Source organism: Amycolatopsis acididurans (assembly GCF_012328925.1).
Classification (GTDB): domain Bacteria; phylum Actinomycetota; class Actinomycetes; order Mycobacteriales; family Pseudonocardiaceae; genus Amycolatopsis_E; species Amycolatopsis_E acididurans.
Genome location: NZ_JAAXLS010000051.1, coordinates 19534 through 32240 on the forward strand (window position 1 = coordinate 19534; position 12707 = coordinate 32240).

Genomic DNA, 12707 nt, shown 5'->3' on the forward strand with positions numbered 1-12707 from the left:
TCAGCTCCCGACCGCGCGGGCGCCCAGGGTGCTGGCGATCTCCCGCACCGACGCGATCTGATCATCCAGTTGCGGCGCGGGACCCGTCTTGGCCTTTTCGACCTGCCTGATCGTGGCGTCCATCGCCCGGTACGCAGCGCGGATGGCCTGGTTCGCGAAAATCCAATGCGTAATACCGACCGCGGCATAGTCCTCGGCACCGAGCGCCGGATAGCGGGTAGGCGCGATGAACACCGGCGTGCGCCGTGCCCATTTCCGCGCGAACTCGAGCAGTTCCTGCCCGTCATCAGGTTTCGTGGCCTGCACGAACACCGCCTCCGCACCGGCATCCACGTAGCGGTTCGCGCGGTCCAACGCCTCGCCCACGCCGAGCCCGGCCACCAGTGCTTCGGTACGGGCTATCAAACGACAGCCACCCACCAGCCCGCGACGCGCCGCGCGGATGCGTTCCTCGTGCTCCTCCGGGCTGGCCAGAGCCCGATCATCGATCTGGTACAGGCTCGAGCGTTTGACCAGCGGGTTGTCCTCGATACAGACCGCGCTCGCGCCCGATTGGGCGATCATCCGCGTCGCCAGCGACACCTTGAGCGCATCCCCGTACCCGGAGTCCATGTCGACAACCACCGGGAAATGCGTCGTGGTGGCCACGGTCCGCACCAGGGTGGCCATCTCCGAGGCGTCCAGCACCCCGGAATCCGGGCGGCCAAGCGAGGCGGATACGCAGAAACTGCTCAACCAGAGAAAGTCGATATCGACTTTCTCGGCCACCAACGTGGACAGCCCGTCGTACACCCCCAAGCCGACTTGCACAGCGCCCTCGGGCAGGAACCAATCGGTTCCCGCACGCAATGCGGATGAATTCGCCATTTGTGGGACCTCCGAGCAAAACTGTCGGCGCGGCGCAGTGGCCGAGCAGCGACAACGATGCTCGAGACCGCACTCGAAGATCATCGCGATGCGTCGGCGTCACAGGCAGCCAGAATCCGAGCTTCAGCCAGCAAGGACCCCAAGCACCTGTCCGCCGGCGCCTCGAACGCGTGATCGCCGCCATCGGACAGGGACACACAATTGGAGATGCAAATTGCTGTTCGCCAATTGCTGTCCCTAACGTAGCCGACTGGCAACATTCATGCTGTCGTCCGTTCAGGTGACGTTAACTTTTTGGGCCGCTTGGAGAAGCGCCGATTTTACTTGGCCAGCAGCAGATTCCCTATCTGATACGCGCACTTATCTATACAAATTGCGCACGGCACAGAGGTTCGACGGCAACAGGTCCGTCGACGGAACGTGACCAAGGCTCGCGATGTTTCGGCGACGGCGAGCGGCCCCGGCGAGCCGGTGGGCTCGCCGGGGCCGTGGATGCTGGCAGTGGTGTCAGCGGGTGATGAGGGGGCGGCCGAGGGGGAGTCCGCGTCCGCCGGTTTCGGTGAACATGAGGTCGGCGTAGAGGTAGACGGCGACTGCGACGAAGGCGAAGACGATGACGCCGCCGACGCGGATGAGGCTGGTGGAGCCGGTCAAGGTGCCAGCAAGCAGCGCGGCCAGCGCAACGTCGACCAAACCGAGCAGCAGAGTGAAGCTGGACGGCAGCCGCAGCGTGACCAGCGTGACCATGATGATGGTGATCAGCCAGCACCACAGCCACGCCACCTGGGCCTCGGTCGCGGACGCCGCGCTGGTACCGAACCAGCCGTGGGTCATCCCGAGTGCGAGGGCCGCGTAGCTGCCGTAGAAGCCGAGGAACACGGCGAAGAGGCTGGCGGAGGCGTTCTGGCCGAGGGCGGCGGCCCAGATGGTGGTGATCAGGAGCCCGATCGCGGTGCAGGTGCTGACGATGGCGAGCGTGGCGCCGACGGCGCCGCCGGGCAGGGCGCCGATGTTGATCAGGCCGAGGCCGATGGCGCCGGCGATCACCGTGGGCACGCCCACGACACCGGGGTTGCCCCGCAGCGGGTTGACGGCGGGCGCGGGGCTGTCGGTGGTGATGTTGTCCTCGTCCGGGCTGATGATGGCGGTGTCGGTGGCGCGGTCGGAGATGGTGGTCATGTCAGTTCTCCTGTGTGGTCGCGGATTGCTCAGTGCGTGGCACCCATCAGGTCGGAGTGGTGCCGGCGGGTGACGGCCGGGTGGGCGCGCAGCCGCATCTTGAGGATGTTCTCGCCGTAGGTGGCGAAGATCGGGTTGGCGGGGTCGGCGCTGGCTCCGCCGGGCGCGTCGGCGGCGAGGTCGGCGGGCAGGTCGATCGGGGACAGTGTGGCGTCCAGGCGTGGGTTGACGAAGTAGATGCTGGAGATGCGTTCCACTCCGACGGGTGGGCTCACGACGCGGTGCACGGTCGCTTTGAGGTAGCCATGGGTCGCAAGTTGCAGCATCTCGCCGAGATTGACCACCAGGGTGCCGGGGACTTTCGGGACGTCGACGAGGGTGCCCTCGCGTTCGACCTGGAGGCCCCCGACGGTGTCCTGGTGGACGAAGGTCAGCAAACCGAAGTCACGATGCAGCCCCACTCCCTGGTCGGTCGGGAATTCCTCGGACGGCGCCAGGTAACGGACGAGTTTCGCGGTCACCTCGGGCTGTGGGTCGAGCCAGTCGTCGAAACGGTGTCCCGGCTGGCCCAGTGCGAGCGCGAGCGCGCGCAGCACGGTCCGGCCGAGCAGCTCCATCTCATACATCCAGGCGGCAACAGTGTCCCGGAACCCCGGGATTGCGGCGGGCCACTGGTTGGGGCCACGCAGCCACAGCCAGGCTGGGTCACCCGGCCGGACCGGGACGGGGTCGGCTTCGGGGCCGAGGTCGATCTCGTCCCGGAGATCGGGGCGGCCGTTGGTGTGTTCCCCACCCGGTGGGGTGTAGCCGCGGAAATGTGGCGAGTTCTCCATCGAGATCTTCCGCCGCTCCGACTCGGGTAGCGCGAAGAACTCCCGCGACACGTCGTGCACGCCTTCGCTCAAGTCTTCGGGGACGCCGTGCCCGGAGAGGTAGAAGAATCCGACGTCGTGGCAGGTTTCGCGCAGCGTGGCGAGGAATCCGTCCGCGGCGGCAGAGGATTCATCGTCGCGGAATGGGGTGAGGTCGAGAATTGGCAGTGCGGTCATGGGTCACCTTCGGCAAGGGGCAACGTCACGGGGCCAGTTCCTCAGCGGGATCTCTAGGCCCACAGGGTGTTCGAGGCCAGGCGCGCGCCTTCGGCGAGCGAGGCGAGCTTGGCCCACACGACGCGGGGACTGACCCAACTCATGCCCACGAGAGTGCCGAATCCGCAGTCGCTGCCGGCGATGACGTTCTCCCGGCCCACGATGCCGGCGTAGTTGGTGATGCGCTGGGCGATGAGTTCGGGGTGTTCGATGTAGTTGGTCTTCGAGTCGATGACGCCGGGGATCAGGATCTTCCCGTCCGGGACCCCGGCGTCCGCGAGCACAGCCCATTCGTGTGCGTGACGCGGGTTGGACGCCTCCAGCAGCAGACCCTGCGGCTTGGCGCGCAGCACAGCGGCGGCGATGGTGCGCAGTTCGATGTCGCGGTGGTGGGTGGACAGGTAGTTGCCCCAGCAGATGTGCATGCGCACCCGGTCCGGCGCAAGTCCGTCGACGGCGTGGTTGATGACGTCGATGTGCATCTCGATCTTCTTGACGACGTCGGCCAGCGTCAGGTCCTTGTAGGCGAGGTGGGCCGCGCAGCCGATGTCCGGGCAGTCGATCTGCAGTACCAGGCCACTGTCCACAATGGCCTGATATTCGTACTTCATGGCGTCGGCCAAGGCGTACAGGTACTCCTCGTCGTCGCCGTAGTGGCGATTGATCATGTACATGGCGATCGCGCCGGGCGAGGCCGCGGTCATGAAGCCCTCGACCTCGTCGTGCCCCTGCAGGGATTTCTTGAACGCGGCGATGTCGGCGTGCACGGCCTCGGTGTCGCGCAAGGTCACCTTGTCTACACAGTAGGGGGCCTTGGCGTGCTGCATGCCGGGGTCGGCCGCGACATGGTGCGTGGTTTCCGGGAAATCGGCGAACTCGGCCAACCCGAGCGGCTGCGCCTCGCCCCCGAAGCCGTCGAAACGGTCGGTGACGTAGGTGACGTAGGACGGCTTGCTGACCTCCCCGTCGCTGACGACGTCCACACCGGCGTTCAGCTGGTTGTCCAGCACGTCGGCGCGCGCGGTCTCGATCGCGGCGGCGAGCTTGTCCTCGTCGACCGGGTGGCCCTCCATCTTGCGGTGCATGAGCCCGGTCAGCTCTTGGGGGCGAGGAAGGCTGCCGGTGTGGGTGGTAAGAATCCGGTCGGTGCTTGTGCGCATGACTGATCACCTCACGAACAAAGAAAATGAACAGGATTCGGAAGGAAATATGGGGATTCGGTTGTCGCTCTGCTGGCGCGGATAGCGTGCGCCGCGCACTTGAATAGACAAATGAGCCGAAGTGAATTCGGGGTGACACCCTGAATCAGATTTGTCTACACAAGATCTGAATGTGGGCAGGGGTCACCGAGCGGCACGGTCGCGGGTGTTGCGGGCTGGTCGCACGTGGGTTGTCAGGTGGTGTAACGGGCGCCGCGGGTGGCGACGTCGAGTTTTCCGGTGTAGCTGCGGGCCGCGTCGGCGCCCGCTTGGGGTGCGTTGGCTGGCCTGGCGAGGTGGGTGAGCACGAGCTGGCGCGTGGCGGCGCGGTCGGCGATCTGACCGGCGAGCTGGGCGGTGAGGTGGCCGTGGCCGGTGAGTTCGGCGTCGGTGGCGTGCAGGTAGGTGGCTTCGCAGATGAACAGGTCGGTGTTCTCCGCGGTGGCGGTGACGGTGTCGGTGGGGCCGGTGTCGGAGGAGAAGGCGACGGCGGTGTCGCCGTCGGTGAAGCGCAGTGCGGCGCTCGGTACGGCGTGCAGCGCGGGGCGGGCGGTCAGGTTCAGGTCTCCGAGCAGGTCGATGCCGGTGGGTGTGGCGAGGTCGAGGGTGTTGACCTGGAACGTTTGGTGGATGGGGCGCCGCATGGCTTCCAGGCTCGGCACCCCGAACTGGTCGTCGAGGGCGGTCAGCAGGGTCGTCATCTCGGCCGGCACCCACAGCGGGACCGGGGTGTCGCGGGGCGTGGGGAAACACAGGGCGTAGGCCAGGCCGGTGAGGTCGAGGCAGTGGTCGGCGTGGGAATGGGTGACCACGACGGCGTCAAGTTGATCGAGTGGGATGTGCTGCTGAAGGGCGTCCGTGACGCCAGGGCCACAGTCGATGAGGATGCTGCGGCCGTGATGGCGGAGCAGGTAACCGGACGTGCGTCCGGCCTCGCAGGTGAGCACGGTCAGGGTGAAAGACATGGCGGCTCCCGAGGGGGTTGAGTGAGGGCGGTGTGGATGGTGGTGGCGAGTTCGTCGGCCAGCTGGCCGGTGGCGGCGGCGATGCCGCTCCACCGCTGGGTCAGGTCGGTGGTGAAGGTGACGGGCCGGTCGTGGAGGTCGCGCAGCACGAATCCGCCGGTGCGGGCGAAGACCACCCCGGCGGCGAGGTCGACGAGCCGGTGGGTGTCGCTACCGGGGTCGGCGAACGCGTCGACCGCGCCGGAGGCGACGAGCGCGATGTCCACAGTGGAGCAGGACAGCACCCGGATTCGTCGCGCGGTCTTGGCGACCTCCCACCATGCGTGCCCGGCGGCCTTGTCGATATGGGGTCGCAACAGCGAGACGGCGGCCGCGTCAAGTCTGGTGGCGTCGCTGGGGCGCAAGGGTTTTCCGTCTGGGCCGCAGCTCTCGTCCACGGTCGCGTGCCAGGTGTCGCCGGTGTGCAGCCAGCAGGTCAGTGCCTGACGGAATTCCCCGTCGACGGCGAGGGCTGCGGACAGTGCGCACAGCGGGACGCCGGCGGCGGCATTGGCGCTGCCGTCGACCGGGTCCAGTACCACCGTGCAGGTCGAGCCGTGGTCGAGGAATCCTGCCTCCTCGGACAGAACGTTGACGCGGTGGCGGGCGAGGTCTTCCAGGATTCGGTGTTCGACGAGGGTGTCCACGTGCATGGTCGGGGTGCCGTCGGCGCCGATGCCGTCGTGGGCTTCCAGTTGGGCACGGGTGTGGGAGGCCAGCGCGTCGGCCAGCGCCGCCCGCGCACTTGCGGCAGCGTCGGTGAGGGCGGGGTGCAGGTTCGCGATCATGCCCGGCTCCAGGATCCGAAGGCAGGGGTGCCGGCGATCCAGGTTTGCGCGACCACTGGGCGCCCGGCCCGCTGGGTGACGGCGATCAGGTCCGCGCGGTTCCCGGCAGCAAGCGTGCCGCGGTCGTCCAGCCCGGCCGCGCGTGCAGGTCCCCGGGTGGCGAGGGCGACCGCGGTGGGCAGGTCGCACAGGCCGGCCGCGGGCAAGGCGTATATCGCGCCGAGGAGGCTGGGCGGGTGATAGTCGGAGGTCACCGCGCCCAGGTGCCCGGCCTTCAGGGCGTCGCGGGCGGAGAGGTTGCCAGACAGGTGACTGGTGCCCCGTAACGCGTTCGGCGCGCCCATCACGGTTAGCAGGCCGTGCTCGGTGGCGGCCGCGGCGGCCTGGGCGGTGACGGGGAATTCGGCGATCCGCACTCCGAGCCGGTGCGCCTGGTCCACCCGGGCCGGGGCGTCGTCGTCGTGTGAGGCCAGCGGAATCCCGTGCTGGTGGGCCAGGCGTGCGAGTTCGGTGCGGGTTGTCTCGGTGTAGGGCTGGCGGGCGCGCCGGCGCTCCAGCATCGCGTCGAGGTCGGTTTCGCCGGTGGTGGCGTAGTAGGCGCGCCAGTCTTCTTCCCGCTGGAACTGTCCGTGTCCCGGCGTGTGGTCCATATAGGACAGAAGCGATACACAGTCCAATGTGGAAAGATCGGCGGCGAGGTCGAGGCGTTCGCTCGTCGCCTCCACCCGCAGGTGCACGCGGTGGTCGGCGCGTAACTGATCACGCACCTTCTCCACAATGCGGGCCGAGGCCGCGGCCTGGGCCGGTGTGCGGCCTTTAGCGGCGTCGTCCTGGACCGCCACGCACACGAAATGCGTGGTGATTCCCCAGGAGACGACTTCGGTGTCCAGCATCACCAGCGTCTCGTCCAGCGCGAAACTCGTGGACGGGCGCGGATGCGCGCGGTGATGCCAGCAGTCCGAATGCAGATCGATCAACCCTGGCAGCAGATCGTGCTCACCCAGGTCGATGATCGTGGCTGCATCGGGTGGTTCGGTCCCCACCGCGGCGATGTGCTGGCCGTCGATGGTGACGTAGCCGGGGGCGAGCAGGTGTTCCCCGGTGAGGACGCGGTGGGCGCGCAGGGTGATCGTCATGCCACCGCCTCCGCGACGCGCCCGCCGTCGAGGCGGCAGATGGTGTCGATCAAGCCGGGTTGATCGGGCAGCTCGTGGAAGACCGTCAGCAGCGCGGTGCCGCTGGCCTTACGCTCGGCCAGGACCCGCAGCACGGTGGCGCGGCGGTGGTGGTCCAGCGAGGCAGTGATCTCGTCCAGCAGCAGTACCGGCCGGGGCCGGGCGAGCGATCGCGAGGTTGACCAGCTGGCGTTCGCCACCGGAAAACGTCGACGGCGCTAGCGCGTGCAGCGCCGGGTCGAGCCCCAGCTCGGTCAGCAACGCGGTGGCCTCCTCGATGGTGACACCCTGCTCCGCCACCAGGTCCCGCGCCGGCACCCGGGGCGGCACGGACAGGAACTGGGTGACCATGCCCAACTGGTCACGCCGGATCCGGATCAGATCCCGATCCGAAGTGCCTGTCAGGTCGACGGTGCCGCTCGGGGTATCCAGCTCGATGGAGCCGCCGTCGGTGGCGTAGGTGCCATAAACGCAGCGCAGTAGCGAGGATTTTCCCGAACCGCTGGCCCCGGTCAGCACGACACACCGCCCGGGTGCCACATCGAGGTCGACGCCGCGCAGCACCTGCCGGGTGGCGCCGCCGCGCAGATGGTTGGTGAAGCTCTTGGACAGGCCGCGAATCCGCAACATGGAGGTCACACCTCCAACTGGGAGGACACGAGGAGCTGGGTGTAGGGGTGGCGCGGGTCGGAGAGCACCCGGTCGGTCACCCCGGACTCCACGACCCGGCCCTGCCGCATCACCAGCAGCCGGTCGGCCAGCATCCGGATCACCGCGAGGTCGTGGCTGACGATGACCATCGCCACCCCGGTCTGCCGTTGCAGCCGCCGGATCAGGTCCAGGATGCGAGCCTGCACACTGACATCCAGTCCCGTGGTCGGTTCGTCCAGCAGCAGTACGGCGGGTTCGCTGACCAGGGCGCGGGCGATCTGTACCCGCTGTCGCATACCGCCGGAGAAGGTGGCGACCGCGGCGTCCATCCGCCCGACAGGTAGCTCCACCTCCCGGTAGACCTGGTCGACACGGGCGCGGATGGCGTCGAACCCGCGATGCCCAGTGGCCAGCAGCCGCTCGGCGATGTTGCCGCCCGCGCTGACGCCGAGCCGGAGTTCGTCGGCCACGGCCTGGCGCACGATGCCGATGAGTTGGTTACGTAGCCGCCGCCGTTGCCCGCCGACAATCTCCGCTGTGTCCACTCCGGACAGTCGTACCGAACCTTGCGTGGGGTGCAGGCTCAAACCACAGGAGCCGAGCACAGTGGACTTTCCCGAACCCGACTCTCCGACAATGCCCAGCACCTCCCCAGGCTGCACGTCGAACGACACGTCGGCGCAGCCAAGCGTGCTGGAGTAGCGCACCGTCAAGTCCCGAACCTCAAGCACCGGGGTCGTCATTGCGGGCCCTCCTCGTCCTGGCGGCGTCGGCAGTGGGCCGTGTCCGAGCACACCAGTGCCGGGCGCCCGTCCACGATTTCCTCGGTCAGATAGCTTTCGTTGCTGCCGCATTTCGCACACGGGGTGTCGAAGGATTCGACCTCGAATTCGCGGTCGGTGAAGGTGATTGGGGTGACGTCGGTGTAGGGAGGGATCGCGTAGACGGCGGCTTCCCGGCCCGCCCCGAACAGCGACAGGAACGGCGCCTGGTGCAGGCGTGGCACGTCGAACCGTGGGATCGGGGTGGTGGATATGATGTAGCCGCCTTCGACCTCGCACGGGTATGAATGCGAGAACCGGGACCGGGAGAACCGGGAATGGTCCTCATACAGCCCGAGCCAGATCACCGCATAGTCGCCCTCGGCATGCATGCGCCGCGCCGCGGTCGGCCGCTGCTCGAACTCCCGCAACGGATCCGAGATCGGCACCTGGAACACCAGCACCATCCCGTCATCGAGATCGTCCTCCGGAATCCGGTGCCGGGTCTGGATCAAGGTCGCCGCGCGGGCGTCGGTGGTGGTCTCCACGCCGGTGGAGTCGCCGATGAGAGCCCGCATGGTGCGCGCGTTGAGGCTCTCGTCGTCACCCTGATCGATCACCTTCACCACCTCCGAGGCGACGATCGTGGCCAGGGTGACCTGCAGCCCGCCCGAACCCCACCCGCGGGCCACGGGCATTTCCCGCGAGGCGAAGGGAGTGATGTGCCCAGGCACGCACACCGCCTTCAGCAAGGCGCGGCGGATTTCCCGTTTGGACGCCGCGTCCAGATACGCCCACAGATACCCGGAAATGTGGGCCGGTTCGGCGCCGTGCAACAAATCAGACAGTGCTGACATAGTCCCTCAGTCCTCCTCGGCCCGGGTCTCACCGACCGCGCGCACACGGTCCAAATCGGACGCGAAACTGACATGGTGGGCCAGTTTGAGATGCTCGACAAAGCCCGTGGCTTCCTGCCCGTCCAGCGCGGTGATCAACCACTCCGCGTCATCAGAGGGCAGCGTGGCCGTTCCCGGTGGATTGCCTTGAGCCCGGGTGACGCGGGCGTCCAGCATCGCGGCACTGATCGCGCGCCGCTCGACCCGCCCGGCCGTCGCGCCGTAACCGAGGGTGAACCCGGAATCGGTGTGCTCCCCGGAAGAATCGACCTGCACGTGATACAGCACGAGCTCACACGTGGTCACCGGAACCGACCCGATCCGCACCGGGTTCCCCGTGCGGGGATGGGGTACCGAGACCGGCAACTGCCCGGCACGCAGCTCCACCAGCGTGGGATCGGCCTGTTTCGGGCCTTCCCGCACCGCGGTGTAGGCCAGGGCCGTGAGCGCCCCGGTCTCCGCGCGAGACAGGAACTGGCCGAACGCTCCCCGCCCGGCCCCAGCCGCCGACGCGCGCCGCGTAATGTCCACAGGCTCCGCCGGTTCGGCGGCGTTGATCAAATCCTGCTCCTCCAGCCGCGCCGCGGCCCGCGGCAGCACCAACGGCTCCGCAGCCGGCTCCGCGCCATGTTCGGCTGCCGGTTCAGTCGCGTCGCTTGAGGTTTCGGCGGACAGCGACGAGCCGAGGTTGAGCAGGCGAGGCGCGTAGTCCAGCGACGCCCCCAGGAACTGGCCACCGTCCGGTTCGGACATTGCTGGCGTGATCCGGCGCTCCACCTCGATGCCGCGCCACCCCACGACAGCCGTGGCCTCCCGAGGTAGGCAGGACACCCAGGAGCGCAACAGCGACACCGCGCGGCTGACATCCCCGCGCGCCTGCTCCACCGCTTTCGCCGCGACCGCCGGCTCGACCACACCGGCCTCGGCCATCACCTGATCCACCAGCAACGGCACCAACGCACCCACCGCCTCGGCCCGATCGTCACCGTTGAACCCGGCCCGCTGCTGGTCCATCAACCGGGCCGAGGCGTCGATCGCGCCCTGGCTTTCCCGCACCGTCGTGTACATCAATCCACCTCCAGGACCGCGATCCGAGTGGTACGTGGCAGTCCCACCACCTGCGGGCCTGGGCCGAGGGCGACCAAATCAATCCCGCACGGCCAGCCCTCGCACGCTTGTTCCCGCTCGGCGAGTACGGCCGGGGACAACGGGAGGTCGATGTCGAGCTCGCCATCGACGCCGGGACCGGACAGCCGCACCCGCGTCACCGGCGCATCCGCGTCGATCACGATGACCACGGTGGCCCCCAGTTCCGGCTCTTCCTCGGTACCGTTCGGAACGCGGAGGAACTCGCCCGGCTCGGGGGCGCCGGTGACGATGACGGGCGGCGACTCCGCCTCCCAGACGGCGTCCAGCACGAGCCGAGCCGCTTCCACCGCGTCGCCGGCACCAGGAACCGGCTGCACGGAACCGGGGCGGGACAGCGCCGTCAACGTCGCGCGGAACGCGGCGTGGAGCGCGATTTCCATCCGGGCTGTCATGCCACCTCCATACGGGTCGTGCGAACCTGCGCCACCCGGGCACCGCGGTCGTGCTCTTCGGCCCGCAACGCGGCCTCGGCGAGCCGATCAGCCCCAGCCGGGTCGGCGGCGTCGGCGAGCGCGGCCGCCAGGGCGGCTTCGGCGTCCCAGCCCAGCACACACCCCCATCCCCGGGTGCCCGCCACGGTGACCGCGGCGGTGGTCACCACCACCTCGGTCAGGCATTGTTGGCCAATCGGGGTCTCCAGCACGGTCATCACCGTCCGCGGCTCCGGCGCCACCTCCACGGTGACCTCGCCACGTGCGGCAATCGGCTCGGCCAGCGCCAGCAACGCCGATCGGTCGGTGCGAGCCGCCGCGGCCAGCCCCTCCGCCCGGCGCTCCACGCTCACCTGCCGCCCATTCGGTGTCATCACGATGCGTCCGCCCTGCGCACGGGGAAGGGCGTGGGCAAGCTCTTCCACTCGCCGACCTCGACAATCACGTCGAATATGTCCGCCCGCAACCACGCGAACGTCAGCTCCAACGGCACCCCAGTGCGCTGACAGTCCAGCCGGCCCCGCACCAGCACCACCGGCGGGCGCCCCCGTAACCCCAGCCGTCGTGCCACCCAGCCGGGTGCGCTGATCTGCTCCACCCGTGTCCACGCACGCCCGGGCGCAAATCCGTAGTGCCCGGCCAGCGCGTCATAGACCGAGCCCCCGGCACCCACGACGTCGCGTAACCCGGGCACCCGAGCCGCAGGAAGCACACTGGTCTGGTAGCCAGCGTTCTCCCCGTCACAGCACCGCAGCCGATCAAGCTGTACGACACGATCGTGCCCGCTAAGACCAAGCTCGGCCCGCTCATCGTTGCGGGCTCGGCGGGTCGCCACGTCCTCGGTCACCGTGCGCGGCTCAACCCCAGCGGCGGCGACCGTACGCGTCCACGACGGAATCCAATCCGGACCGATCCGGTACTCCACCTTGCGCGCCACCACCGTGCCCCGGCCCTGATATCGCCGGACAACGCCCCGCCGCTCCAGCTCCTGCATCGCCGCCCGCGCCGTCAACCGGTTCACCTCGAACCGCGCCGCCAGCTCATGCTCCGACGGAGCCGGCGCTCCCGCCGGCAACTGGCTCAGCTCCGACTCCACCCGGTCACTCAGCGACAGCCACAGCGGCTCGGTTCGTTCGGTGGTCACACAACACTCCTTCGATCAACGGCTCAGCGGACACCTCGCCCCGGCGCGGGCCCTGGCACAGGCTCGCCCGCCACCTTGACTAGACAATTGAACTCGCATGAACAGCAGGTGAAACGCTCATGCCCGCTTGTGTAGACAGGTCCGACGCGAGCGCAGGAACGGCCACCAAGACAACGTACAGTCGCCACTGACCCGGCCGGAATTTCGCTGATCCACACGGACAAGAAGCTCGCGAGCATCCTTGCGCAGTTGCACTTGCTGAGACGCGCGAGGAGTACCCGCTGCGCGGCCTGTGCGACGTCCAGCTCAGTTGGGTCCCATTGTTCGGACTGCCCCTTTCAGACCGCGCTGAAACCGGGCAATCCAGACCAGTGT

The 12707-nt window shown here is 68.3% G+C and carries 15 protein-coding genes; all 15 read right to left on the bottom strand.

Annotated elements, in window-relative coordinates; genetic code table 11:
- A complete protein-coding gene (locus HFP15_RS35735) occupies nucleotides 1-867 on the bottom strand; it encodes an isocitrate lyase/phosphoenolpyruvate mutase family protein (protein ID WP_168521841.1) in 867 nt (288 codons plus the stop codon).
- Nucleotides 868-1374: 507 nt separating this feature from the next.
- Complete coding sequence (locus HFP15_RS35740; protein ID WP_168521843.1) at nucleotides 1375-2046, bottom strand: GPR1/FUN34/YaaH family transporter; 672 nt, start codon at nucleotides 2044-2046, stop codon at nucleotides 1375-1377.
- Between the two features lie 29 nt (nucleotides 2047-2075).
- Nucleotides 2076-3095 carry an isopenicillin N synthase family dioxygenase gene (locus tag HFP15_RS35745; protein ID WP_168521845.1) on the bottom strand — a complete coding sequence of 340 codons (1020 nt, stop codon included), beginning with the start codon at nucleotides 3093-3095 and terminating at the stop codon, nucleotides 2076-2078.
- A gap of 53 nt (nucleotides 3096-3148) precedes the next feature.
- Nucleotides 3149-4294 (bottom strand): cobalamin-independent methionine synthase II family protein, encoded by a 1146-nt coding sequence (locus HFP15_RS35750; RefSeq protein WP_168521847.1) that lies wholly within the window; start codon nucleotides 4292-4294, stop codon nucleotides 3149-3151.
- 233 nt (nucleotides 4295-4527) lie between these two features.
- Nucleotides 4528-5298, bottom strand: a complete 771-nt coding sequence (locus tag HFP15_RS35755; protein WP_168521849.1) for an MBL fold metallo-hydrolase — start codon at nucleotides 5296-5298, stop codon at nucleotides 4528-4530.
- Entirely contained in the window at nucleotides 5283-6125 is an 843-nt protein-coding gene (locus tag HFP15_RS35760) for an inositol monophosphatase family protein (protein ID WP_168521851.1), read from the bottom strand. Before HFP15_RS35760 ends, HFP15_RS35755 begins: the two co-directional genes overlap by 16 nt.
- A complete protein-coding gene (locus tag HFP15_RS35765) occupies nucleotides 6122-7261 on the bottom strand; it encodes an alpha-D-ribose 1-methylphosphonate 5-triphosphate diphosphatase (RefSeq protein WP_168521853.1) in 1140 nt (379 codons plus the stop codon). Before HFP15_RS35765 ends, HFP15_RS35760 begins: the two co-directional genes overlap by 4 nt.
- Nucleotides 7258-7395 carry a hypothetical protein gene (locus HFP15_RS35770; protein ID WP_168521855.1) on the bottom strand — a complete coding sequence of 46 codons (138 nt, stop codon included), beginning with the start codon at nucleotides 7393-7395 and terminating at the stop codon, nucleotides 7258-7260. The genes HFP15_RS35765 and HFP15_RS35770 overlap by 4 nt, the downstream gene beginning before the upstream one ends.
- A complete protein-coding gene (locus HFP15_RS35775; RefSeq protein ID WP_168521856.1) occupies nucleotides 7370-7930 on the bottom strand; it encodes an ATP-binding cassette domain-containing protein in 561 nt (186 codons plus the stop codon). Before HFP15_RS35775 ends, HFP15_RS35770 begins: the two co-directional genes overlap by 26 nt.
- A 5-nt stretch (nucleotides 7931-7935) precedes the next feature.
- Nucleotides 7936-8694: an ATP-binding cassette domain-containing protein gene (locus HFP15_RS35780; protein ID WP_168521857.1), complete on the bottom strand. Its 759-nt coding sequence runs from the start codon at nucleotides 8692-8694 to the stop codon at nucleotides 7936-7938.
- Complete coding sequence (locus HFP15_RS35785) at nucleotides 8691-9569, bottom strand: alpha-D-ribose 1-methylphosphonate 5-phosphate C-P-lyase PhnJ (protein ID WP_168521858.1); 879 nt, start codon at nucleotides 9567-9569, stop codon at nucleotides 8691-8693. The genes HFP15_RS35780 and HFP15_RS35785 overlap by 4 nt, the downstream gene beginning before the upstream one ends.
- A gap of 6 nt (nucleotides 9570-9575) precedes the next feature.
- On the bottom strand, nucleotides 9576-10676 hold the full coding sequence (locus HFP15_RS35790; RefSeq protein WP_168521860.1) for a carbon-phosphorus lyase complex subunit PhnI: 1101 nt from the start codon (nucleotides 10674-10676) through the stop codon (nucleotides 9576-9578).
- Nucleotides 10676-11149: a phosphonate C-P lyase system protein PhnH gene (locus HFP15_RS35795; RefSeq protein WP_168521861.1), complete on the bottom strand. Its 474-nt coding sequence runs from the start codon at nucleotides 11147-11149 to the stop codon at nucleotides 10676-10678. The genes HFP15_RS35790 and HFP15_RS35795 overlap by 1 nt, the downstream gene beginning before the upstream one ends.
- Nucleotides 11146-11565, bottom strand: coding sequence for a phosphonate C-P lyase system protein PhnG (locus tag HFP15_RS35800; RefSeq protein WP_168521863.1), 420 nt, complete (start codon nucleotides 11563-11565; stop codon nucleotides 11146-11148). Before HFP15_RS35800 ends, HFP15_RS35795 begins: the two co-directional genes overlap by 4 nt.
- Nucleotides 11562-12332, bottom strand: a complete 771-nt coding sequence (locus HFP15_RS35805) for a GntR family transcriptional regulator (RefSeq protein ID WP_168521865.1) — start codon at nucleotides 12330-12332, stop codon at nucleotides 11562-11564. The genes HFP15_RS35800 and HFP15_RS35805 overlap by 4 nt, the downstream gene beginning before the upstream one ends.
- Between the last annotated feature and the right edge of the window lie 375 nt (nucleotides 12333-12707).

Bases quoted from the DNA above. Each gene is read 5' to 3' on its own strand.
- HFP15_RS35735 (WP_168521841.1), bottom strand. From the start codon at position 867: ATGGCGAATTCATCCGCATTGCGTGCGGGAACCGATTGGTTCCTGCCC.
- HFP15_RS35740 (WP_168521843.1), bottom strand. From the start codon at position 2,046: ATGACCACCATCTCCGACCGCGCCACCGACACCGCCATCATCAGCCCG.
- HFP15_RS35745 (WP_168521845.1), bottom strand. From the start codon at position 3,095: ATGACCGCACTGCCAATTCTCGACCTCACCCCATTCCGCGACGATGAA.
- HFP15_RS35750 (WP_168521847.1), bottom strand. From the start codon at position 4,294: ATGCGCACAAGCACCGACCGGATTCTTACCACCCACACCGGCAGCCTT.
- HFP15_RS35755 (WP_168521849.1), bottom strand. From the start codon at position 5,298: ATGTCTTTCACCCTGACCGTGCTCACCTGCGAGGCCGGACGCACGTCC.
- HFP15_RS35760 (WP_168521851.1), bottom strand. From the start codon at position 6,125: ATGATCGCGAACCTGCACCCCGCCCTCACCGACGCTGCCGCAAGTGCG.
- HFP15_RS35765 (WP_168521853.1), bottom strand. From the start codon at position 7,261: ATGACGATCACCCTGCGCGCCCACCGCGTCCTCACCGGGGAACACCTG.
- HFP15_RS35775 (WP_168521856.1), bottom strand. From the start codon at position 7,930: ATGTTGCGGATTCGCGGCCTGTCCAAGAGCTTCACCAACCATCTGCGC.
- HFP15_RS35780 (WP_168521857.1), bottom strand. From the start codon at position 8,694: ATGACGACCCCGGTGCTTGAGGTTCGGGACTTGACGGTGCGCTACTCC.
- HFP15_RS35785 (WP_168521858.1), bottom strand. From the start codon at position 9,569: ATGTCAGCACTGTCTGATTTGTTGCACGGCGCCGAACCGGCCCACATT.
- HFP15_RS35790 (WP_168521860.1), bottom strand. From the start codon at position 10,676: ATGTACACGACGGTGCGGGAAAGCCAGGGCGCGATCGACGCCTCGGCC.
- HFP15_RS35795 (WP_168521861.1), bottom strand. From the start codon at position 11,149: ATGACAGCCCGGATGGAAATCGCGCTCCACGCCGCGTTCCGCGCGACG.